At 54.1% G+C, this 22,135-nt stretch carries 19 protein-coding genes; 10 read left to right on the forward strand and 9 right to left on the reverse strand.

The window, feature by feature from the left end; translation table 11 throughout:
* Positions 1-66: 66 nt before the first annotated feature.
* From D8U60_RS07365 to D8U60_RS07390, 6 genes are all read left to right on the forward strand, one after another.
* Positions 67-1,353, forward strand: coding sequence for a site-specific integrase (locus D8U60_RS07365; RefSeq protein WP_177435446.1), 1,287 nt, complete (start codon positions 67-69; stop codon positions 1,351-1,353).
* A 184-nt stretch (positions 1,354-1,537) separates the two neighbouring features.
* The gene (locus tag D8U60_RS07370; RefSeq protein WP_130899831.1) at positions 1,538-3,304 is read left to right on the forward strand and encodes a hypothetical protein; all 1,767 of its coding nucleotides are present in this window, start codon (positions 1,538-1,540) and stop codon (positions 3,302-3,304) included.
* A complete protein-coding gene (locus D8U60_RS07375) occupies positions 3,304-5,367 on the forward strand; it encodes a hypothetical protein (RefSeq protein ID WP_125926610.1) in 2,064 nt (687 codons plus the stop codon). Before D8U60_RS07370 ends, D8U60_RS07375 begins: the two co-directional genes overlap by 1 nt.
* 1 nt (position 5,368) lies before the next feature.
* Positions 5,369-5,782 carry a hypothetical protein gene (locus D8U60_RS07380; protein WP_065869973.1) on the forward strand — a complete coding sequence of 138 codons (414 nt, stop codon included), beginning with the start codon at positions 5,369-5,371 and terminating at the stop codon, positions 5,780-5,782.
* Between the two features lie 245 nt (positions 5,783-6,027).
* Positions 6,028-6,639: a hypothetical protein gene (locus D8U60_RS07385; RefSeq protein WP_130899833.1), complete on the forward strand. Its 612-nt coding sequence runs from the start codon at positions 6,028-6,030 to the stop codon at positions 6,637-6,639.
* Positions 6,626-6,940, forward strand: coding sequence for a hypothetical protein (locus tag D8U60_RS07390; RefSeq protein ID WP_241663519.1), 315 nt, complete (start codon positions 6,626-6,628; stop codon positions 6,938-6,940). The genes D8U60_RS07385 and D8U60_RS07390 overlap by 14 nt, the downstream gene beginning before the upstream one ends.
* A gap of 507 nt (positions 6,941-7,447) precedes the next feature.
* Here D8U60_RS07390 and D8U60_RS27980 read toward each other — a convergent pair.
* From D8U60_RS27980 to D8U60_RS07405, 3 genes are all read right to left on the reverse strand, one after another.
* Positions 7,448-7,639, reverse strand: coding sequence for an MbcA/ParS/Xre antitoxin family protein (locus D8U60_RS27980; protein ID WP_125926608.1), 192 nt, complete (start codon positions 7,637-7,639; stop codon positions 7,448-7,450).
* A gap of 282 nt (positions 7,640-7,921) precedes the next feature.
* Complete coding sequence (locus D8U60_RS07400; protein WP_125926607.1) at positions 7,922-10,144, reverse strand: hypothetical protein; 2,223 nt, start codon at positions 10,142-10,144, stop codon at positions 7,922-7,924.
* Between the two features lies 1 nt (position 10,145).
* Positions 10,146-11,303: an ATP-binding protein gene (locus tag D8U60_RS07405; RefSeq protein ID WP_125926606.1), complete on the reverse strand. Its 1,158-nt coding sequence runs from the start codon at positions 11,301-11,303 to the stop codon at positions 10,146-10,148.
* Positions 11,304-11,499: 196 nt separating this feature from the next.
* Between D8U60_RS07405 and D8U60_RS07410 the strand changes: the two genes are divergently transcribed.
* The gene (locus D8U60_RS07410) at positions 11,500-11,757 is read left to right on the forward strand and encodes a hypothetical protein (RefSeq protein WP_125926605.1); all 258 of its coding nucleotides are present in this window, start codon (positions 11,500-11,502) and stop codon (positions 11,755-11,757) included.
* 66 nt (positions 11,758-11,823) lie between these two features.
* On the opposite strand, the gene D8U60_RS07415 is transcribed toward D8U60_RS07410, so the two are convergent.
* Both D8U60_RS07415 and D8U60_RS07420 read right to left on the reverse strand, forming a co-directional pair.
* Positions 11,824-13,977, reverse strand: coding sequence for an SEC-C metal-binding domain-containing protein (locus D8U60_RS07415; protein ID WP_125926604.1), 2,154 nt, complete (start codon positions 13,975-13,977; stop codon positions 11,824-11,826).
* Between the two features lie 141 nt (positions 13,978-14,118).
* Positions 14,119-16,875, reverse strand: coding sequence for a UvrD-helicase domain-containing protein (locus D8U60_RS07420; RefSeq protein ID WP_241663520.1), 2,757 nt, complete (start codon positions 16,873-16,875; stop codon positions 14,119-14,121).
* A gap of 382 nt (positions 16,876-17,257) precedes the next feature.
* Between D8U60_RS07420 and D8U60_RS27820 the strand changes: the two genes are divergently transcribed.
* From D8U60_RS27820 to D8U60_RS07430, 3 genes are read left to right on the forward strand one after another with little or no spacing between them, the layout of a single operon-like run.
* Positions 17,258-17,749, forward strand: a complete 492-nt coding sequence (locus D8U60_RS27820) for a hypothetical protein (RefSeq protein WP_241663521.1) — start codon at positions 17,258-17,260, stop codon at positions 17,747-17,749.
* A 5-nt stretch (positions 17,750-17,754) separates the two neighbouring features.
* Positions 17,755-18,189, forward strand: a complete 435-nt coding sequence (locus D8U60_RS27825) for a hypothetical protein (protein ID WP_241663522.1) — start codon at positions 17,755-17,757, stop codon at positions 18,187-18,189.
* 58 nt (positions 18,190-18,247) lie between these two features.
* Entirely contained in the window at positions 18,248-19,144 is an 897-nt protein-coding gene (locus tag D8U60_RS07430) for a bacteriophage abortive infection AbiH family protein (RefSeq protein ID WP_125926601.1), read from the forward strand.
* Positions 19,145-19,742: 598 nt separating this feature from the next.
* On the opposite strand, the gene D8U60_RS07440 is transcribed toward D8U60_RS07430, so the two are convergent.
* The 4 genes from D8U60_RS07440 to D8U60_RS07455 form a co-directional block, all read right to left on the reverse strand.
* Positions 19,743-19,934, reverse strand: coding sequence for an MbcA/ParS/Xre antitoxin family protein (locus D8U60_RS07440; RefSeq protein WP_125926600.1), 192 nt, complete (start codon positions 19,932-19,934; stop codon positions 19,743-19,745).
* Positions 19,935-20,001: 67 nt separating this feature from the next.
* Positions 20,002-20,220, reverse strand: coding sequence for a hypothetical protein (locus D8U60_RS07445; RefSeq protein WP_125926599.1), 219 nt, complete (start codon positions 20,218-20,220; stop codon positions 20,002-20,004).
* A 138-nt stretch (positions 20,221-20,358) separates the two neighbouring features.
* The gene (locus tag D8U60_RS07450; protein WP_125926598.1) at positions 20,359-20,619 is read right to left on the reverse strand and encodes a hypothetical protein; all 261 of its coding nucleotides are present in this window, start codon (positions 20,617-20,619) and stop codon (positions 20,359-20,361) included.
* Between the two features lie 181 nt (positions 20,620-20,800).
* On the reverse strand, positions 20,801-22,081 hold the full coding sequence (locus tag D8U60_RS07455; RefSeq protein WP_125926597.1) for a hypothetical protein: 1,281 nt from the start codon (positions 22,079-22,081) through the stop codon (positions 20,801-20,803).
* Positions 22,082-22,135: the final 54 nt, after the last annotated feature.

Consider the following 22,135-nt stretch of genomic DNA (forward strand, 5'->3'; position numbering starts at 1 on the left):
TTTACACCAATACAAACTCCGACCAAAAACGTAAGAACGACCCAACTGACAGTAGAGACGGGCCCCATGGCACTCAAGATCAAAGACTACAAAGCAGGAGATGGCAGCCGGTTTTCACTGCTCATTGACACTGAAGATGACGGGATGCCTCTGTACTACCCCACTGCTTACGTCTCAATGAGCTTGGGTAGCCTCATGCCGAATACCCGTCGAGCAAACCTGTACGCCCTGAAGAGGGTGTACGACTGGGCAAATGACAAGGGCATTGACCTTGATCGGAGGTTTGCCACGAAGAAGCTTTTCACCATGCCCGAGGTGGAGTCGCTGGTGCAGGCGCTCTCGGTCAACTCGAAGGAGAGCGACGGTACGACGATTCAGGGATCGAAGGTCAACTATCACTTGGACATTGTGAGCACATACTTCGGATGGTTGTTTGGTAACTGGATTACCGATTCGAATGCGGACGCAAACAGACTTCTCATAGAGAGGTTGCAGGCCAGCTTAGTGGCCCGAAAACGTAAAGGTGGTTCCGTAGCGCGAGCCAAGAGGCGACGCATTGCCAAGAAGCTGAGCGATGGAGCAGACGCTGCATTACTCGAACTCTTTGCCGCATTCCAGCCGCCGGACGAGAGCACGCTTGGGCCTAACAGCCAAAACCGCTATCTGGACGCGAACGGCAAAACGATTTCTAAATTCCAGTATGGAGTGGCTTATCGCAATGTGCTCGCGCTACGCATCCTGTACGACCTAGGCATGCGCATCGGTGAACTCCTGGGCTTGCGATACTCTGACTTCATCCCTGCCTCAGGGGGTGAGACCGCTTACCTTCGGATTGAGCGCAACCACGATGACGCATTCGATCGGCGCATGTCGCAGCCAGTAGCCAAAACGCTCGGGCGCACCTTGCCGCTGACGCCGCAGCTTGAGCGAATGATTTCTGAATACCTGGCCCAATACCGTGCGGATATTCCCAATGTCGGCTATGGGGACAACGCCTTCATTCTGGTAAACCACAAACGCGGGGTGAACCAAGGGCGAGAGATAGAGATGTCGACATTCCGGTCAGCTTTAGCCGTTATCACCGAGCGAGATCCACGGCTGAAGAAGGTACACCCTCACCTACTTAGGCACCATTGGAACTACAGATTCTCCGAGTTGGCGATCCGGGAAGGCCTTACAGACGTACAAACTCGTCAAAGACGCGAGCACTGGATGGGTTGGGTAGAAGGCTCTAGTTCAGCCAGAGATTATGACCTGCGCCACATTCAGGAGTCGGCCAACAAGCATGGGCGCTTGGTCGCATCGGATACCGCCAGGAGCAAATCAGACCGCAAGAGAACCACGGATGCATGAAGCAACGTGGCCCCAAGGTAGCCCATACGCCCACCGTATTTTTGACGCGCATTATCATCAGAAGACAGGGCCAGCGATCGCCATTAGAACGCAACTGGCAGAGCCCATGTCGCCCAGATGCAGCATTTGAAATCAAACACAACACAATAAAAATAATTAACTGCCGAATTAGTAAGGATGAGTAATGATCAACACGTTCAATCCAGCCGTAGATATCGATGACATCAACGATGATGCGGACGAAAACTTCGATCATAAGGAAACTTTAGTCGGCTTCGATCGAAATGAGCCGCCGGCAAAATATGCATATGGCATTTCATATTCTGGCGACTGCCTAAATGTAGCGAATAAAACGAATATTACAATCGCAAACATTCTAAGCATGGATGCTCAAACAGTCGCGGGTTTCAAGGCAACCACGGAAGCTATAGCCTGCAGCGGATCGCGATCACCTTCAACTTTGGCGGCAATTGTTCGCAAGCTGGAGAAGGGTATAAGAGAAGTATCGATCACCAGTTTCACATCTGAAAATTATCAACTTTTGGCTAAGAATGCCAACGATGAAACTGTAAATACCTTCCGCAACCTGCTGAACCTCTGGTATCGCCTCGGTTATCCGGGTGTGGATTCTACCACCATTGACATTGTAAATATGCTGAGGCGTCCGGCGAGAAAAGTCCGTCGAAGAGTGATTTCGGATGATGTCACAGAGGGCTGGTATACCGATCAAGAATATGAAGATCTGGTCGACTCGTACTGGAATGATTACGAGGCGGGCCGTGTAAACTTGCGCTCCACAGTTGCACGATTGCTGAACGCGCAATTTGGTAGGCGTGGCGCTCAGTTGGCAGGACTAAAGATAATGGATTTTGAATTCGACGGAGAAACCGACGGCATCACCGGACGCCGAATTGCTTTCCCCGGCGTAAAGGATCGAGGCGCCGAAGAATGGTTCCGGGGATCTAAAGTCGATGTGCACCCTCTCGGAGACGACCTGTGGAAAATTTGTGAACTGCAGGCGCAAAGTTCGATCCGTGTTTTTGAGAAAAAATTGGGGCGTACGATCTCGGAGGAAGAGCGCAAGCAACTCCCTTTCTTCGAGCCCGCAAAATTTCCCAAGAAATATTCTGTACAATTAAGAGATCCCAGCTTTCCATTTACTACGCTACTACCCACGGCGCACTTTCACCTAAACTCGGCCGCGATATCGCAACTGTTAATCAGAATGACAGGCAGCCCGCCGACTTCCCATCGTACTGGCGAACCCATTCGAGAGTTCGCTTATAGGATGAGGTACACCAGGGCAAGGCAATTGGCACGCTTGGGTGTGCCCCGATTGACGTTGCAATATTGGCTTAGTCACGAGGATCGTACGAGCCTTGAGCACTACTACAGCGATCCTGCCGAGGAAGCGAGGCAACTGAACGAAGAGGTAAAGCTTATTTTGGGGCCGCTCGCCCAAGCTTTCGCTGGAACGGTCAGGGACAAGGAATCCGATGCAAGTCGCGGCAGTAATCCGGCGAGCCGCGTTGAGCTCGATGGGCGGCTCAACGTCGGTAGTTGTGGTATGCACGGCTACTGCTCAGCGTCTGTTCCTATCCCGTGCTATCACTGCGCAAAGTTTGAGCCATGGGTTCATGGCCCACATGATGAAGTTTTGATCCGGTTGATTGAGCGCCAGGAGGAGGAAAACAACATCTACCTGCCGAGCAAGGCAAGAAGGATTTTGACACCGCTGCAGCTTAAGAAAGACATCCAGGCAGTCCAGCTGGTAATCCGTTTGTGCGACGCTCGTAAGAGGGAAATCGCCCAAGCTCAAAATCGCAACGACTCAACGACCCCCCCTCCTCCAAGTGAGGCAATGAAAGGCGATAAGCGTCAGCAAAAGCAGCAGCCGGAGCAAATGCAAGAGCCAGACCTGATCGAAACTACCGCTATTGAGGTTAAGTAATGGCAATTGCAACTCCTACCCCATTTGTATCCAAAGCACAGTTGCAATGTCAGCAAAATTTGGCGACTTACATTCATCAAGCCCGAGTTGTCAGCCCAGTTTGGAAGCAAGTTCCGGGGTTCTCGTGGGAAGCTGCTGTCTGGGCTACTCCAAGGGGCTCAATCCGTTTCATGAAGTATGACGTCGAGTTGCACGCACGTGCGCTTCCGACTCCTGAACAGCAGTTTGATCATGAATTCATGGAATTTGCGAAGGCCTACCTCATCAACTCTCGTCGGGGTGATCCTGCCAAAGCGTTCAGGGGAGACTATCTCGCAGTGCAGATTGTTTGGGCGGCCCTGATGCATGTGGACGGCCATGCCGACATCACAAAGCTTTCCCCACTACACTTGGCGAAAGCTGTAGACATCATCGGCAAGAGGAACAAAAGCCATCGCAACACGGCCCTAGCTGTTCGAAATTTGGTTCGCACGGTAGCTGAGCACAATTTAAGCCCACATAGTCTTAAACACTGGAAACCATCTTTCGAACAGTGGGGAGCTGACCTGAGCAAACAGCCCGTCAAGACAGCCTTGCCGGATGACGAGGCCTTGCTGGCTTTTGCGGAGATTTTTTCTCGCGGCTACCACGGTGAGCTGGACGATGAGGCTATCTATATCACGAGCATCACCGCGATCCTGCTGTCTGTTCCGATGCGCATTGCTGAGAAGTTGCGATTCAGACTGGACACGCTCAAAAGTGAGTTCGATACAAAAGGGAAACTGCAGTGGTATCTGCAGTACTATTCCAACAAAAACAAGAAAGTCGTATTGAAAGGCATTCCCGAAGTGATGGTTGAGCATTGCCGGGAAGCATTCAGTCGTCTCGAACGCATCACTTGTGAAGGCAGAAGGCTCGCCCTTCATCTTGAAAGCGGAACGATGGAGTTTTTCCCCCATCCGGGTGTGCCTGCTGTACCCGCCGACCAAGTGCTAACTCAGGAGCAGGTCATGTCAGCCTTGGGCTGCCCTACTGCTAAATCTGCACAAATTTTTATGAGGCGTGCAACGGGCAATTATCGCCTCGAAGGACAAACTCTGACCACGCTCTGGAAAATCGTCCGCGATGAAAATATGCGCTTCCTTCCTTACTTCCCTTACCAGGTCGACCCGGATCTGCACAGTACGAAGCCACCGAAAATGTCGGAATCGTTGATATGTTTGCGCAGAGGCCAGCTAACTGATGTCTACAGGACGAGTCCAGTACTTCTCGGCCCGACTACTTTGCATCATTACTCAAAACGAGTATCTCCTAGCTATGCTAAGTCAAATGGGGATACTCATAGGTCGTTCCTTGAGCGCCATGGCTATCCCGACTCTTCGATCCGATCCCACCAGTTGCGGCATTTTTTGAATACTGCGGCAAGGGAAGCAGGCGTCGGAATCGAGGTCATCACGAAGTGGAGCGGGCGAGCCGCTGTAAAACAGACACGCGACTACATCCACCTGGATCCCGCCCGGGAAGCGCGCAAGCTCGCCGAGGGTATGATCCCCGTGGCTGATGTAACGCCAACACCCATTACGAGTGCCGAATACGATATTCGCGACAAGGGCCCCATCATCACCACCCGGTACGGCATCTGCATGCACTCATGGACGGTCAGCCCCTGCCAGAAGTCAGGTGACTGTCTTAACTGCTCTGAGCTTTTGCACTGCAAAGGCCATAAGAAATCTCTGACTGCCGTGAAGGTGGAGCGGGATCACGTGGCTGAAAACCTGAATGCGACCTTAAAAGAGATCGAGGCGGGAAACCGACCGGCTACTCGCTGGGTGGAAACTCACACCCGTTATTTGGAACGGTTGAACTCAATTGTCGCGATGCACGAAGATCCGAACATCCCAGATGGAAGTCCGGTAATGATTGCTGGGAAGGACTTTACGCAAGCACAGCGCATCCTCTCACAGGAGCAATCGGCGCCTAAGAAACCGTTACTTGAGAAGACCACTGTCGTGACGAAATTTCTGGATGATGTCTATGACGATGACCTGCGGCTCTGCCTTGACGAAATGATGGGAGCCAACTGACATGCCTCGCGCATTCACACCAAAAGAGATTAAGGAAATCGTCGGGATAATCAGGGATTGGCCTATTGGGCAGAAGCTGACTTGGGACGCAATATGCAAGGCAGCTGAGTCGGTTCTCGATTTCGTTCCGACGCGGCAGGCGTTCGTGGACAAACCGGCGGTTACGAACGCTTATAAAATCAGAAAGGCAGCCATAGCGTCACACCGGGACAGACTTGCGAGTGTCCCGATGCCCAAAAGCCTCGCTGCGGCTGCAGAGACCATTGCTCGACAACAAGAGCAGATCAATCAGCTCAAGCAGGAGATTCAGGGTCTGGCGGATATGGCGCGACGTTTCATTCATAACGGTGTGTTGCACGGACTCAAACGCGAACAGTTAAACGCCCCACTGCCTAAATTCAATCATAAAAAGTAGTCATGTGAATTGATGAAGGGAGCGTTCGACGAATGCATGCGTAAGGAGACCAAGAGCATGATAGGCACTACAAGCCCCCTACCCTACACCGGCAAGGCGACCGTCTATCTTGATCAGAACGTTCTGGACACGGCAGTCAAGGTCACGACCCTGCTTTTTTTAAATCGATAGCCGAGCGCTTCCAGATCATCTACTCAGACGAAACGCTCCGTGAGATCAAGCGCAGCGGCCAGCCAGGTAAATTCTTGGCGGCCCTCTCCTCTCTGAATGCCCTGCATTTCAAGTACAGGTTCAACGAGCGCTTCGAGCATACCGGAGAGATGACCGTCAACGCCCTATATCCTGAAGAAGCCTACGCCCAGTATCTGCTCGTGGAACCGGTCTACGACATCATGCTGGCAGCAGCTCATCAAACGACACTCAAGATGTATGGCGGCCGTTCTGATTCATCTTTTGCCGACATAGCCTCCGAGCAGGTCGAGGCGTTTGAGGGGCTCAAAGGAAGCCTGGCCGCTCACCGAGCAGAGCTGGACGATAGCAAGCTTGGTCTAAGCGCGTCGATCGACCAATTCCTGCAGCACCTGCAGTCCCAGTACGAGCAAGTTGCTGCGATGGCCGCTGTCGTGATGACGAAACACATCGGCGAAGAACCAGGTCAGTCAGAAGTGAACAATTACCGCGCCTTAGTCGGGATGGGCCCGAAAGAGCTCAACAATATAAAGCCACCCCGCATCATTGAAAAAAATCTGGCAGATCTATCAAAGCCTGTATGGATATCGCGACCAAGGATACTCGATCGAAAACTTTCTCGGCATCGCCGGCGACCCGCTGTACAGGCGGATGATGTATACGCATGAAAAGGTCACAGCCATCTATAACTTGCTGAACATTATCGGTTACAAGAGCGATAGCAAACTCAATCGTGAGCATCGACATGTCGCAGCCATCAGCGATGCCGCCCACGCTGCAATCGCCTCTGAAGCGCATTGCCTGCTGAGTGCAGATGAAGTTTTTGTAGACAAGGTGTTGGCAATTTATGAGTACCTGGAAGTGGCCACTGAAGTGGGCTTTGTAAAGCTAGCTGACAGTAGTATCCAAGTGAAAAGCCAGAGTCAGGCAACGGCTGCTGGCGGCAAGATAGCGCAGGGAGGGAGCTAGTACTCATCGGGTATGGAAGTGTGTATGACGCGCAGGGGAGCGGGATAGCAGGAAGCCTGTCACCATGATCCACGCCACCAAGCTCTCTCGCCGCCCCCAACATTTCAGAGGGCACTCATGGTCATATCTAATCAGCATTTTGCCTTGCGGGCGACTGCGAGAATACTTGATACCAAGTGGTGAAACCGGTCGGTATCAAGAAGCGTGCGATAAATACCAGCGTCCTTGAGGCAGCTTAATTTTTAGTGGCCAGGCGGGAAGTTGATCGGGGCAAATGAGCTTCGTGTCACTCTGGTTCTCACGCCCAATGCCACCTCCCCCAATGGACGAGTGAAGACTGACGACAATATCTGTTGAGAATTGTCGCCTCGTGATCTCAAAATTTAGCTGTCCGGCCCCTAAAGCAAAGGGCCAAGCATCTAATATGCTTGGCCCGGTTCATGATCGGAGCAGGAGCTGAACGCTGACGGTGCACAGCATTAGTGCGCTATTTATCCGGCGATTAAATCAGCATGCGAACCCATGATTGATTCGTTCTAGCTCTTCTATGACATGCTGATACGTTAAGTCGCTCTGGGCGTACTCCAGCGCACTGAGACCTTCAAATACAGCTCTTGGATGCATCATCCACTCCGCTGCCTTTACTTTGCACCCAAATACCTGCTCCGCGTAATGGCGAAGCGGCTCTGCAAACTCCATGACGCTCTCCTCTTTACATCGGGTAGATCACCGTGAGGCCACGGCTTTGGCTAATATCGATGCTGGTAATCATTTAAACAGGCTCCCCTCGTTCCCGCTCTGCAAGCCTAAACAGCACTGTAAAGAACTCTGAATCCTTCGAGTGATCGCAACCGCAAGGCCAATGATTATCGTCGACGTAAGAACGCCCTTAAGCCTTGTCTGCCAATCTTGCCTGTTATGACCAAAGCGCCTAAAAACCAACAATGACAAAGCACCGGCCCAACGGCTACCTGGAACTGATCACAACGGCGGTTCGTAATTTGGATCGAGCAGATAAGGGATCTCTGGAAGGTGCGGCAAGAGTGTTTCGATCAAGCCAGCCCGCAGTCGGCCATCGATGTCTTTATGCAGACGGATTTTTCCAATCGCCAATGCGATCACGAACTCCAAGGCGGCTTCACCTCGCTCATGGCCATACCCTGCGGCTACACGCTTGATGATGTCCCCCATCGACAAGCTGTGGGTTTCCTGAGCCCGGTAATCAAGCTCGGCAGGTAGCGCTGCGCGCAAAAACGCTGCCTGGATGACGCCATCATCAAACCGCGAGAACACATCTGGCGAGAGGAGCACTTGCTGAAGCTCGCCAGACTCCAGCCGCTTGGCGTTCTGCACCTTATCGCTATGCCGGGCATTCTGCAGAATCCACAGGATGGTAAGGTAGATGTCCGTCGACGTCGCGATCCTCACATCTTCCGTACCGTCGACAAATGCGAAACCTCGGCTCAGAGTCATCGGTTCATTGGTGTGGCTACTGGGCCAGAAAGGATGCTGGCCAAGCCCACCTGTGCCTGCGTTATCAAACACCTCCATGCGCTGCGTTATTGGTGCTGAGAACGTGTCGACGACTGAGTGCAAAGAGTCGAGCAGACGCTGCTCCTCGGCCCAGTGATTCGTGCAGGCCAGCTCTGCCGCAGGGATTTCCATGAAGGTCTTGAAAACGTACCTGCTGTGATCCTTGGCGGGCTGGGTCAAGTTGCTCTGCAGATCCTTCATCAGTGCGTAGCTGCGCCCGAAAAGTGCTCCAGTGATGTACAGCCGGGTGCCGGACTGCTGCGCGGTGCGCAGACGACGGCTTACGCTCTGTAGCCGCGACCCACGCTCAGCAGCAGCTGCAATGACAATGACAGACCCGTCAAAATCCACACTGGCATCAAAGTTATCGAAGGACACCTTGCTCTCGACCGTCACGCCACAGGACGCAAGGTACGCGATTGCCCGGTCAGCTAAAGCCTCGCTGGCCCCGTCGTCATCGTGAATGATCCAGCGGGTTGATGCGACCGCTTCCTCCAACAAGACGCGCTCAAACCATTCCACGAAGTCGTCGGCAGCTGCCAGATTGTCTTTATCGACGCACACCGTCCGAGGCCTGAGCCCTGGCCGATCATGGGCGTAGCAACTGAAAAGGTTCGCCCCCATGAAAGAGTGAAACAGCTTTTGCAGCAAAGCCGGTGCATGATCGGTTCCGATGTTCAGCGCCTTGGTTTCGCTGTGCTCTGCAACGAATCGCTCACCATGAATCCGAATCAGACGGGTACCGCCCGCTTCGCCCTCCCCCAAGATTTCGAAGTCCTCTGGCTGCTTGAGCGTGTACAGGACAGAACAGGAATCCGATGACCGCTCAAAGGAGAGGATGGTCGCTACACGCTCTGGAGGAGCGCTGTTCACTTTTACCCACTGCTGCGCGAGGCCGCACTGCGTCGAGGCAGAGATGAGGCACAAGGCGGATACCGCTTTGGGCAAAGGCCCGTCTTTGATCAGTCCCTCGTGCGAGTGGAAAGAACGAATGTTGGCGAAGCCTGGCAGCCCGAATTTCATGAGGTACATCTGCATGCACATCGCCAGGGGCAGCAAGGCAATCGTGTCCAGGTAGAGGGTATCAGGGCGAGCCGCGCCCTCATCCGTGGCCTTCTCGATCAGGGGCAGGCATGCGAATGCCAGGTAATAAGCGTGCAACGTCTCGGAGAGGAGGTCTTCAGCGCGGATGAAATAATTCGAGGCCCGAGAGGAAGGCTTTGAATAGAAGAAGCCCGCAGGCGCCTTCTTTAGGACGCTGGAACGCTCGACGAGGTTCGTCAGACCGGCTTTGACGATGGCCCTGGACTTGTCCTTGATGAGCGTTGCCAAGCCCTCCTCGGGCCCTGAGATGTGGACATACTCAGTTATGGCGCCCTTTACGTCGTAGAACGCACACGCATAGGTGCGAGGCGACCCCGGGCCTTTGCGGCTTAGCTCCGCCATGAGCGGGGATGTTGTGTCTGCTTGCTGAGCGCGAAATTCCGCCAAGATGTAGCCTGGCATGAGAAACACCAGGAGATCGGGCATGACATAGCCGGCGAGCTGGTGCTGGAGGGCGTGCGCTGCTTGCGTCTCGGTCAGGAGATCTGGGCCGGTGAAAAACACCACCGCGTGAACCGGCTTCCCGGCGTGACTTAGCTCGACTTCAAAATCCACGAGATCGAACATGTCAATTCACCGGAATGCAGATCGTGAAGACAGTGCCTTCGACAGCAGCCAATACTCGGCCACCGAATCGAGTCGACGGTTCGAATTCCATAACCTCATCTCTTCCATGAAAGGCCTGGTGCAATGAAAGCCGCCCCGTCCGGACACGTACAAAGGCTTTCAGTTTGTTGAGTGCCTGAACAGCGTTGTGCAGGCCCATTCCCGAATTCGGAGACTGCGTCTTGGAAGTGACGTGCTTCTTGAAGCAGTCAAGCGTGGCCTCAAGTTCAGCCTCTAAGCTCAGTCCATCCAGCGATTCGACCGGTCGTTCCTCCTTGACCGTTAGCCATCGCCGGGCCAGGCCAGGCCCGCTATCGATGACCGAGATCTCCAGGAATTCCAGTACTTCAGCTTTGACAAAACGCTTCAGAATGAATCGAGCAAGTTCTGGCTCAACGTCGGAGTACTCCAGCGCATCCTGACGACTCATCCTGTTGAGTTTGATCGAGGTGCCGCGCAACGCCTTCTTGTACTTGTTCCCATCAACGTCTGTGACCGCATGCTGGTCAGCGTTCGAGATTAGCTCCCAGAGTACGCTGCCCAGTGCAGGGAGGCCTGATCTGAGCAATGCACCTTGGTGACTGCGAGTAGTCATCAGCTTCGACGACGTCTCTACGAGCGTTGAGAACCACGTCCTGGGCTGGACTTTTGGGACGGAGTGATCGAAGTAGAACGGCTTGATGAATTCACGCTTTGCGTTGTTCACGCAGAATAGGTTGATGGCAGTTGGTCGCGCGCCTCTCAGGTTCGAGGTGTTGCGCAGATCACCTGCAAACATTGCATCGACCAGGGGTCTGATCGCCATGAGGGCTTCTCGCCGATCAATCAGTTGATGATCCCGAGCATGCACTTCACTGCACATGATCAAGGCAAAGAATCCAGCGGCGCTGTGAGCCAACTGCGTGACTTGGGCGATCGCTTCATCAGCAGGCGAGTACAGGTGAAGGACGGTCTTTTCGTATGCACGAGCCCAGGTCACGATGAACTGAGCCAATGCTGCATCAACACCCAGCCCACCGCCGTGGCTCATGCTGCGGGGAAGCCTGAGGTTGGGATCAGTGCCTAGCGACTGATAAAGATCCTCAATCTCGTAAAGGTTGAGCTTTCGGCTGATTTGCATTCACGCCCTCACATTCCATCGATGACTTGCCTGCCTGGGATTCCCGGCTGCCAGCGTCGTGACCTGCCTTAGCCGCCTCAGGCCTCGCATCGGAAAGGGCGCAGGCGGAACATGCTCCAGACTCTACTCGATGCAACAAATTTAGGCGATGATCCGAATACTGAGTAAGCTTCAATGCGGTAGATGCAGCATTACCTTGGACAAGCTCGACCAGGTCAGCCAGCGGCTGGAGCTAAGCCCACTGGCGATACTGACGCTGAGCCTCGAATTCGACAAACCTACCGTAGAGCTCATTGATCACCTACGATCCGAAATTGAAGGCCTGGAGCGCAGTGGAGGTGTTCCAGGGCTGGAACAAGCTACTCGGGGCATTGCTGCTCCGTCGCCTCGCAAAGCGCGGATTTTCCACGCTACGCATTCACTGCAAACAGAGATCTTCTTTCCGGCACCTTGAGCCACAGGCCACTACATTCGTGCGAATTGCCCTACTTGAGCACAGCGCAAAGCGGGCGCAATAAACTCAAGAGCGACAGCACTTCTTATATTTTTTTCCACTGCCGCATGGGCATGCTTCATTGCGGCCCGGCTCCACGTGACGCATGCCTCTCTCCGAAACTTTCATCGCCGCGTTCATGGCTACAGGCTTTCGCATTCCCTTAGTCAGCTCGTCCATCACGTCGGATTGAGCCCAGGGTAGGTTGTACATCATGCCGAATTGAATTTTTCCCTGCGTATTGATGGAAACACCGAACCATGTAGCAGCTCGCCCAACGTACTTGCGTTTTTCACAATGAAGCTTCAGGTGTTCAACCGCGTGAGGATCTGGAGCTGGGTAGCAATGGAACGTAATCCCCGCCTCCCCTCCATCAATGGCAAAGGTGAAGTCGTGAGGGCCTCCATCTCTCATGGCCCTACCCGTGATACCGGCTATACCATGGTGGATGTGCTGACACGCCCTGCCATCCAGCGACAGCAGCACGAAACCAAGTTCAAGCATTGCAGGATCTGCTGCTCGCTCAATCTGGGCAATCAACTGCTCATACTGAGTACCTAGCATGTGCGTCAGAATTCCTGGCGGTGTTCTTTTCCCTGGGAATCCTTCCCTGCGCACCGTCATCGCGACATCCACGTCACCCGCGAACGAGTCGTCCACCGATGCCATGCTGTAGGTTGGGTCGAGCCAGAGATTTTGATTCAGGTGATAACCCAGAGCTGTCAGCTCATGGCTAACTCTGAGTTTGTCACCTGCGATCGCCCGCAAGCGTGCGTAGCTGAGGAGTCGCAGGGGGGAGTCCAACATTTCCGTCAGGACATCCAGTAGGAAAACGTCCATCACCAATGGGGCCCGGACAATCTCCGTAGTTTCGAACTCAAGGTATTGGCTCGCCTGGAGCGCGAGCGCGGGATAGTGATCAGATACCACGCAGAACGGGAAGACCTCTTTAATCGAATTAGGCATGGCGACCTCATGCCCTGCCTCATCGATCATCCGGCACCTTCCCGAGAGAATCGCCTCAGCGCAGTCCCAGGCTTGATCAGATGCCTTCTGAATAGCCGCAGCGAAGTCAGCCTTGAGCTGACCATCGTTCCCCTTTCGTGCGGCCAGTGTTAGCTTCTTCGCTTTGGCTTGAACGATGATCATGCGGTCACCGAAGATCACCAGCACGTCAGCCTCTCCGGCCCTGTTCTTCCCGTCAAGAATGTTGACGTTGGTGTAAACGTTGGCTCTTCCAAAGACCGCAGCTAATCTTTTGTGAGCAAAACGCTCAACGAAAGCGCCACGGTTGTCAGAGGCCTGTCGGCGATAGACGGGGTCGTCTTTCATCCAAAAGAACGGTGACTCGTAGAGTGATTCGTAAATTGCGTAGTGCATGAAGAGAAGCACCGACCCGCGATCAGTCGGCAACAGCGGCGTCCCGACCACGCTGTTGTAATCTCCGAGTTCCCGGAATTCCGAGTTCTGACCGGTGAACGTCAATGCCTCAAACACTGCCTGTACGACCCCGATGTCCAGCCCAGTTTTTCGAGCGACTTCCTCAGTGGTGAACTCGAAGTGAGCCAGAGGCGAACCGGCGGCTTCCAGTGCTTTCTTACCACTTTGATGCAGCTGGGTTGCACGTAAGTCCATGAGCGAACACATCGCACGGGCAACTGTTTGTGCCTGACGACTCGTGAAGCCCTTGTTCTGCTGAAGCCAAGCGTCATCGTCCTCGTGCTTGTCGACGAAAAAATCTCGGTACTGGAAACTGTAAGCGGACTCCGGGCCGTAGAAGATTGGCTCCCTCAGCGCCGCCCCTTCCCAAATAGACATGCGATCTGTCGCGCTCGCAGATTTGCGCTTCAGCGCCTCGAAGATGACGCTATTCATTGAGCCATGGAGTTCAACCATCAGCTCATCGGTTTTCTCTACATAAGCTTGGATTTGACCAAGCTCCGGGAGCGTCAGATCCGGCGGCTGGCGCACAATAAGTCCTAGTAGGGTGTTGATTTCCGTTCTGAGAAGTCGATTGGGATCGTATAGTTCACTCAGATCAGAAGCTGTGTACTCATCTCGAAACGCGACCATGTTATCGCGATGGCAGATGTACGCGATCGCGTGAACGTAACCCGGTTTGGCAGTAAGCACGCCAAGGTCGGCGAACACCTCGGACTCACTACGTCCTGTAATACGCATGTGTCACTCCCTCAGGGTCAAGTTAGCGGCAGACGACACCAATCAGCAGATGTGTCGCACGGTGGTACAACTGATCGGCGGGCTTGGGTTATGGATCGTTGGCTGCGGGATGCGATCGCGCCCAGATCCAGGCCAATTGAATCAATATGGACGATGGGTCAGCTTTGGCTGTCGAGTTCCTTGACGTTTCGGCTTACCGGGTTTGTATTTGCAGCGAGGAAAGCCCGAGCAGGATTTGAAATCACCGAACTTACCCGTGCGCTGAAGCACGACCCCATGCTGACAGACTGGGCATCGTTCCTCTTGGATTGGTTCACCCTTCATGTCCGTGACCATGACCACACCGTCTTTCGCCAGCTCGGCCAAGAACGGCGAGTTTCTGGCAGTCACGGTGAACATGGCGACCGACCTGCGCGCCCGAGTCAACGCAACGTAGAAAAGCCGCCGCTCCTCTCCATGCAGGTAAGTGTCACCCTCCGGCATCACCAGGTTAAAGACAGGATCATTTCCTTTCAGGCTAGGGAACCCTCCAACCATCATCCCTGGCAGCAATACGTAGTCGGCTTGGTCGCCCTTTGAGGTGTGGATGGTTTTGAATTTGAGATCAAGCTTGTCGCCGTAGCGCTGCTCCCATCCCTGCGGGATGAACTGAGCATCGGATTTGTAGCGCCCAAGGACGAAGACCGATATCAACCTACCGCTGGCTCCTGGGGTGACGCCGGTCGACAAATGCTGGTAAAGGTCGTCCAGGTACTGCCGCAAGCCATCCCGAACCTGATCCCTACTGGACAGTTGAAACGCCTGGAATGCGGGGCCGATGGGCTCCGTCACAGAGATCACAGTCTTCTGCAATTGAGCCGGGTTTTTAGCCACAAACTGGCTGGAGGCATCACAGATGGCCTGTGGGCACCGGTAAGTTTTCTCAAGCCGGAATACCTCTCCGTGGCCATACCATTCCACGAAGCCAGTCATTACGCTCACATCGGCGCCTGCGAACCGGTTGATCGACTGCCAGTCATCTCCCACTGCGAACAGGTGACTGTGAGGCTCTTGAACCAACGCCCGGCATAGCCTCGCACGCGCGCGCGAGGCGTCTTGGTACTCATCAGCCATGACCAAGCGATAAGGCGACGGGTAACCACGTTCAAGACAATCTGCGGCCAGGTTGATCATGTCCTCAAAATCGATCCCACGGTCTTCTTTCAGGGCGGCATCCCACCCTTCGATCACCGGGATCGCGAGTTCCAGAAACATTTTGTACCGGAACTTGAAGACGCTGATCGGAAGAGTGTCATACCGTTCGTACAGCATCGCCGCCGTCAGGCTGTTGCTTTTGTAGTGAGAGATGAACGATCGGAGCACCTTCACCAAATCTATATGATCCAGCGGTACTAGGCCGGAGTCCGGGATCGGACGGTCGGGGTCTGGATCTAGCTCCACGCCCCGCGAAGTCAGCTCTTGGGAGAGATGTGCGAAGATTTCCCCCGTCCGCAATTGGTGAGAAGTCGACTCGATCAACTGCGTGCCATAGTTAGCATGGGTCTTCCGCTTCCAATCGGCCCCTTCCGCATAGTTCACAAAATGCGCGGGTGCCTGGCCCTCTGCATCGAAGGCGAAGTGCTCGTGATAGAGGTTCAACTGCGGGTAATAAAAGTCGGGCGCATATTGGCGGTGATCGGCGGTTGCAGTGTCGTGCTCATAGGGCCGCTCATAGGCGTACTCGACACCGTTATAGAACAGCCAGTTGGCAATCAAGCGCTCTTCCTGGCTCGCGACATGCTCGCCATTGAGAGTGATTAGCCGAGCCTCCCCTTCTCTGTCAAAGGCTTCCGCCACATCTCTCAACGGCGCAGTGGAGTGATCCCGTCCAAAGACCAAACGGAAAAGATCCCACTTGGTGCGGAACTCGTCTGAGCTGTCTTTAAGCGTATCGACAATCACCCCAAGCTTCTCCAGCCCGAGATCCGCCTTGGTCGCCCACTTCGGGACGCTTGGTTTTTTGCCTGTAGCGCCGCCAATGATTTTGAGGCCCAGTGAGTGGAACGTAAGCGCATTGATCTTGAGACCGGTCATGCCTAGCCGTGCGAGAGACTGCGCGCCCCTTTCCTGCAGCTCTTGCGCAGCATCCTTGTTGAAGGCCAGCATGATGATCTCGGATGGAGCGACAAACCCGCGATGAATCGCGTAAATCGCCTTGGCGACCATCGTAGAAGTCTTGCCGGAGCCGGCGGAGGCAATAAGCTGAACCCGATTGTCGAAGCAAACCACGGCTTTTGCTTGCTCATTATTGAGCTCTCGGGACTCGACGTTATCCAGAAGATCTGAGCAAGCATCGAGCTCCCGGGTCATGTGCATGTGGTTACGGGCTTTCCAATGCTCAGTCCAGTCCTGAGACCACTGACGCAACCGTCCCTGCACGCGCGACTTGTTATCTCCCATCGCTGCCTGGATGACTGGAGAATCAAACAACGCCTTGAGCTTTGCAGCATCGATCCCCAGGGCACCCTTTTTGGAGAGAAGCTCCTGCTGCATGTCGTGTGTCAGCCAGCGATGCTCTGCATCTGCTGTAGCCGCGACCCGTTCGGCCTCTTTCAGCCAGCCCGTGATCTTGGCGTAATAAGCCCGAAAGTGCTGCTTGCTCGTTACCGCTCGAAGCTGGTGATCCAGGGTGCTACGGGCTGCGTGAGGCAAACCAACAAGATGAACTTCATGACCAATCCAGACAGTCACGTTCGTCCACAGCAGGCGCTGATGAAAGCGCAATGAGGAGAACGCTTCGAGAGCTATCGGATACATTTGGTTGCCCAGCGTGACGCTCAGCTCATCATTTTCGATGGTCAGACGCCAAGAGGCCGCCCTTCTGAAAAGACGCGATAGGAAAGAAGGTTGCCATTCCATTGTCATCCGCCAACCACACCGCAAAAAACAGGGAGTTTATCAGAGGCCGAAAGTCATCAGGGGCCGCAGTGCGAGGCGAGACTGGTGCGACTGGAAAACCAGTAGGCCGAAAAAAAATTCCCGAACGCGGCCCCCAACGTGACGCCATCGAACCGAGGGTTGCGGGGGTGTAAAGCGGCTCGGTATAAGGAACCCCCATGCTTGTAGGCCAGCCCTCGATTGGTACACTGATGGCCCATAGCTATAAACCAGAACGCTAGAGCTGTCCGTAACATATGGAGCGCAACCGTATCGGCTATCACGCAGTCGTCGGCAGGATGACCGTGGCTTCATGCCCGATATGAGGATTGGATTTACTCCACCTTTGATATGAGGGGATTGCATGGGCATCAAGATGGATCACGCCTTCGACCAGAATGGCGATCGTTGGGAAGCTGACACGTACACGAAGGGAACTGGCGCCGAACCTCTACAGTGCCAATGCGGCACTCCAGTCGCTCACAATCCTCCCTACACCAAAGAGATGTATGACAAGCCGGTTTTCGTCCAGGGCTATTTTCGTCTCTATCCTAAGGGCGCTCACGCCGCGAACTGTCGCTTTGGAGTGGATGAGGAGATCAATGAAATTGCCAGCACTTCTGAAGACTTAATCGAAAGCATCCAGCACAACCGTTACCGGATGCGGTTGGTCATGATCAAGGAGGCACTGGAGAAAGCCGGACGCCCCTCTGGCAATGACGGGGGTGCCCGTGCGACAGCCGGTAGAACTTACACGCACAACCCCGGCCTCCTACCTGCATACATTAACTCCGCCAAGCGAGCCCTGAGGCTTCGCGCGCTCTGTGAAATGACCAAGACATCGAACAGCACCTAGAGCTGGTGTTTGAAGGCAACGTGAAGGTCGCCTGGAATCAATTCTATTTCGAGACTGAGCGTCACGCAGAGGCGTATTACGCAGTGTCGCACAACACCGTTCAACACCCCATCGCGATTCAGGGCGCCGTGAGCAGCGTCAGGACTGAAATCAGGGGTGACAAATCCAAGAACGTCATCAATCTGCAAATGAACAAATTCCGGGCCGACCCCGACGACTCTGAAAATGGCATCGGCCTTGAGGTCAGCATTTGGGCCAAAGATCCGGCTTGGATTAAGGGCATTGAGAAGGACGATGAGATCGTCGTCTTGGGCATGTGGAAGCACTCCAGTACCGCACCCGAGAAATCGCCCAGAGAGGGACGCTTCAAAACCCTCACCAAGCGCAGATTGACCTTGAACCTAGTTCTGAAGGCTCAAGTTTCCAAAATCGATCAATGACCTTTCACGGCACAGACGGCGCCGCAAAAGCAAACGTACGCATGCATCAGGAACCCTCATGACCAGTAATACCCTTTACATCATTGGCAACGGCTTTGATCTTCACCATCGCCTTCCGACGCAGTACTGGCAATTCAAGAACTACTTGGAAAAAGTGGATCGGGAGGTATACGACTGGGTCGAAAGCTACATCGCCATCGACGACGACTGGGCGGAGCTTGAACTTTCGCTTGCCGACCTGGACACCGAGAACATTGTCACCGAACTGGAGGGCTTCCTCGTTCCCTATTCGGCTGAGGATTGGAGCGACGCCGGCCATCACGACTTTCAGTACGAAGTGGAGAAGGTGGCGACCGGTTTGTCTGCTGGGTTGCAGCAACACTTCGCGGACTGGATCCGATCCATCCCGATGCCTGACCGCGACCAGGTTCCCCAGCTACTAACGTCCCTGGACAAGGATGCGGCCTACCTGACATTCAACTACACCAGAACGCTGACGAAGCTGTACGACATTGCTCCAGAGAACATTCTGCACATCCATGGTGAGGGCGAAGACGAAAGCTCTGATCTGGTGCTTGGTCACGCACGGGCAGTCGCTGATCGCTCGTCGCTCCAAGACGGGGTGGATGAGAACACTGATACCCGGTTTGCGGAGGCGATGGGTATTCTGGATGACTATTTCGAGAAGACTTTCAAACCGAGCGCCAAGATCATCGAGCAGCAAAAGCCTTACTTCGAAGGACTGAAATCGATCACTCAGGTCGTCGTCCTCGGCCATTCCCTTTCAAAGGTGGATGAGGCGTATTTCCTGGCGCTCGTTGAAGCCTTGCAGGCTAGGCCGCGTTGGACGGTGGCGGTCAGGTCGCTCAATGAGAACACGAGCAAAGCAGCGTGTCTCATCGATTTCGGTGTGCCCAGCGAATCCATAGACTTCAAGCTATGGTCGCAACTGTAGCCAGCCTGCATTAACGCTCGCGGACATTTATTGATAGCCAAGCCCTGCCCGACCTGCGCCTGGCATCAGGCGCATCAGTTCGGCTCGGAGTATGACCTGCCCAGGCGCCTGCCCCCGAGCCGCATTGATAATTGATACAGTCTCAACCTCTGGCATGCACAGTACTGACGAAGAAAAATTAGCATTCGGTTGGTCTTCCTTCTCCATCTAGTCGCCCTCGACCTCGGCTTGTAAACTAAATTTTTGACCTGTTAACTAACACGGTTTACACATCAAAAAAAAGGCTTACATGGGTCGTGATCGACAGAGTTCTTCTTGTTGGTGGTATCCAAGGACGCGCACCGAATCCCACGCACATTCTGGCGTGTGCCCCAGCAGTGTGATCGCCTTCCTAGCTGCAGCCCGGTACTGCTCAAACCCTCCGACAACGGAGCTCACGAACACCTTAATAAAGATCCCCCAAACTGAAGCCTAACTGACGGCCTTGGAGAACTACTGTGTGTCCTAACAGAGGCCAGTGCTAAGCACCCGACCTGAGCTAAGTAGCACTCAAACTAGCGGGTGATCAGCCCTTCCCCACCTGCAGTGAATATAGCTTTCAACAAGCGAACCCATGCTCGATCTGAGTCAGCACCTCGATCACCCTCTCCAAATCTTCCTGATCTTTCACGAAGTCGATAGGTGCCTCGCCACCGAATAACTGACTAAGCGTCGAAAGCCATGCTGCGGCTTTGGCCCTGTCGCCAAAAACCTGCTCAGCTTTTTGCCACACCGCATCTAAATTTTGCATACGCCACCCTGCACTATCGAGCTCGCCATCACCGTGCAAGCCTAGTCTGTTCTGTAATCATGGAAGGTCATGCAGCCAGCCCGAGAATCTCGAAGTACTCATCAATCACTTTCTTGCATAGCGCTTCAGCTTGTTTGTGCCGCTTCAACTTCCACAGAGCGATCGAGTGGCTGTAGTCAAAAACCCGCTGGTTGTCAGCGTCCGGAATTTTTGGCGTGGCGTACTCCACCGCCTGCCTCACCTCGTCCTCGCGGCCTTGGTCGGCAGCGAACAGAATTTTTCTCATCGCCCAAGCGACCTGCTCACGGAACCGAAATCCATGTTCGGTCAGGAGCTACTCCATTGTGAGCAGAGACTCAGCCACTTCGTCGAATCGACCTTCTCGCATCAACGAAAACACAAGCCCATCAAGCGCGCAGAAAGCCTAGTGGGGATTCAGACCACCTTCATCAAGCACCTGCTTTAAGGTTGAAGTGATGTCGACTGACAGCCCCATCTCGTAGAACAGCTCCTCCCCTGCCAATCCAATCAGGGTCATCACGTCGTTGAGCCTGATGAATATCCGAGTGAGAAGCGCAAACCGTGACGCATCAAGGTTCTTCTCCATGCTCTCGATCAGCAGATCCTTCAACGCTACCAGTGCAGTGGTGATCACCGGCTCACCTCTCAGCTCCAGATGGCGCATGCCCAGAGCACGGACGGCATCGTGGACTTTGAGTGTTTTGCACCGAACACCTCAACCGTGCCGGTGGCTTGGATTTTCCTGATGGCTGTGGCTGCGCCGCCCTTTGACAATTCCAGCGTGGCTGATAACAGTCGCACGATTTCTTCTTGCGTGAACCCTATATCAGCAAGGCTGACGACGGCTACTCACCGCCCTGAAGCAGTGGTGGTTTCCAGTCAGCGAAGTGTTTTAACGCATCAGGGTCGCCGACCAATTCCTTCGCGTTGGCCAGCCGCTCCATGACAGCCTCTCTCGCCACACCATCGAGGCACTGCGCTGATTTTTCGATGTCGGCGAAGAATGCGCGAACACTGTTCACCTTTGCCCACGTCTGGATTACGGCTTCGAGTTGCTCACGGCTGTCCTGTATGGCCTTGAGGTGCCGTTTTTCCTCCTCCTTTCTTTTCCATTCAGCTAATTGCAGCTGGTGCTTTTGCCATTCGAGCTCGGCTTTCTCCCGTTCGAGCTTCACTTTCTCGGCAAGCCCTGGAGCTTCAGCGATCAGAAGCTTCACGATGCTTGGGATTTTATTGATCAGATCGCCAGGCTTGTCTTCCTTCCAGCGCTGAACCCACTCCGCCCGGTAGTAAGGGGAGTAAACCTGAAGGCACAGTCGACCGCTGGGCATGTCCGCACGCATTACCCATTCGTTTCGATAAGGGGCAACGCGTTTTTTCTCTGGACGTGAACCCAGCCGGACTAACCTTTTGTCTACGCTTTTGACTTCAACGTATTCGCTGATTTCGTAGATGGACAAACCAAAAACGACGCTTCCAACATGAACCACAGTTGGACGTTGAGGCTGCCAAAGCGAGGGATAGACATATCTCGATGAGGGGTTGTCCCTATGATCAACTGGTTTGCGGCTCATGCGCTCGGCAGGATCGGTGAAGGTAACGGTGAGGCCTTTTTTCATAAACGCTAGAAACAACTGGTTTGCGAAGTTGACTGCATGAGCGAGCCCACTGCGGCTCACTATCAAATCCGCCATCGCACGTTTGGTAGGCCTATCGTAGCCGTTCTCGCTTTCCCGCACTTTTTTGAAGTGATCTTCAATGCTCAGTAAAAGTGGGTGCCTTCGGGGTTGCGCGTCAGCATTGCGCGGCGCCGTACCATTCACCTTCTTTTGTTTGATCGCTGACGGTCGCTGAACCTGAAGCGGTGCTTCATTTCGGTTCCACACCGTGGGTTCGCCAGGTTGAGCGTCAGGCAAGACTGGGCGAGCCTTAGCTTTTCCTACCGCGACTTGCGCCCAGTAGCCAACAGGCGGCCTAGGAATATTCAGGCTGATGTAGACCTTCGTGAGATAGCTGGAGGAGACTCCGTAGCGCAAGCTAATTTTGGTCATTGGCATCGTCCAAGCCTGCTCGAACAGGGACTCTCTCGTAACGACCTCGTCCAACGTATCAACGGTGCCTTCCATCCTGGTCACTTTCTACCGACTGACAAATAAATGATCGTAGCTAACCCGTCGCGA

This window comes from Pseudomonas sp. Sample_11 (assembly GCF_004307505.1).
Taxonomy (GTDB): domain Bacteria; phylum Pseudomonadota; class Gammaproteobacteria; order Pseudomonadales; family Pseudomonadaceae; genus Aquipseudomonas; species Aquipseudomonas atacamensis.

What these genes read in the sequence shown, in the direction of transcription:
- D8U60_RS07400 (WP_125926607.1), bottom strand. Translation starts at nt 10,144, where the DNA reads ATGTTCGATCTCGTGGATTTTGAAGTCGAGCTAAGTCACGCCGGGAAG.
- D8U60_RS07420 (WP_241663520.1), bottom strand. Translation starts at nt 16,875, where the DNA reads ATGGAATGGCAACCTTCTTTCCTATCGCGTCTTTTCAGAAGGGCGGCC.
- D8U60_RS07445 (WP_125926599.1), bottom strand. Translation starts at nt 20,220, where the DNA reads ATGAGAAAAATTCTGTTCGCTGCCGACCAAGGCCGCGAGGACGAGGTG.
- D8U60_RS07405 (WP_125926606.1), bottom strand. Translation starts at nt 11,303, where the DNA reads ATGCAAATCAGCCGAAAGCTCAACCTTTACGAGATTGAGGATCTTTAT.
- D8U60_RS07365 (WP_177435446.1), top strand. Translation starts at nt 67, where the DNA reads ATGGCACTCAAGATCAAAGACTACAAAGCAGGAGATGGCAGCCGGTTT.
- D8U60_RS07370 (WP_130899831.1), top strand. Translation starts at nt 1,538, where the DNA reads ATGATCAACACGTTCAATCCAGCCGTAGATATCGATGACATCAACGAT.
- D8U60_RS27820 (WP_241663521.1), top strand. Translation starts at nt 17,258, where the DNA reads ATGGGCATCAAGATGGATCACGCCTTCGACCAGAATGGCGATCGTTGG.
- D8U60_RS07455 (WP_125926597.1), bottom strand. Translation starts at nt 22,081, where the DNA reads ATGGAAGGCACCGTTGATACGTTGGACGAGGTCGTTACGAGAGAGTCC.
- D8U60_RS07430 (WP_125926601.1), top strand. Translation starts at nt 18,248, where the DNA reads ATGACCAGTAATACCCTTTACATCATTGGCAACGGCTTTGATCTTCAC.
- D8U60_RS07440 (WP_125926600.1), bottom strand. Translation starts at nt 19,934, where the DNA reads ATGCAAAATTTAGATGCGGTGTGGCAAAAAGCTGAGCAGGTTTTTGGC.
- D8U60_RS07380 (WP_065869973.1), top strand. Translation starts at nt 5,369, where the DNA reads ATGCCTCGCGCATTCACACCAAAAGAGATTAAGGAAATCGTCGGGATA.
- D8U60_RS07390 (WP_241663519.1), top strand. Translation starts at nt 6,626, where the DNA reads ATGTATACGCATGAAAAGGTCACAGCCATCTATAACTTGCTGAACATT.
- D8U60_RS07375 (WP_125926610.1), top strand. Translation starts at nt 3,304, where the DNA reads ATGGCAATTGCAACTCCTACCCCATTTGTATCCAAAGCACAGTTGCAA.
- D8U60_RS27980 (WP_125926608.1), bottom strand. Translation starts at nt 7,639, where the DNA reads ATGGAGTTTGCAGAGCCGCTTCGCCATTACGCGGAGCAGGTATTTGGG.
- D8U60_RS07450 (WP_125926598.1), bottom strand. Translation starts at nt 20,619, where the DNA reads ATGCGCCATCTGGAGCTGAGAGGTGAGCCGGTGATCACCACTGCACTG.
- D8U60_RS07415 (WP_125926604.1), bottom strand. Translation starts at nt 13,977, where the DNA reads ATGCGTATTACAGGACGTAGTGAGTCCGAGGTGTTCGCCGACCTTGGC.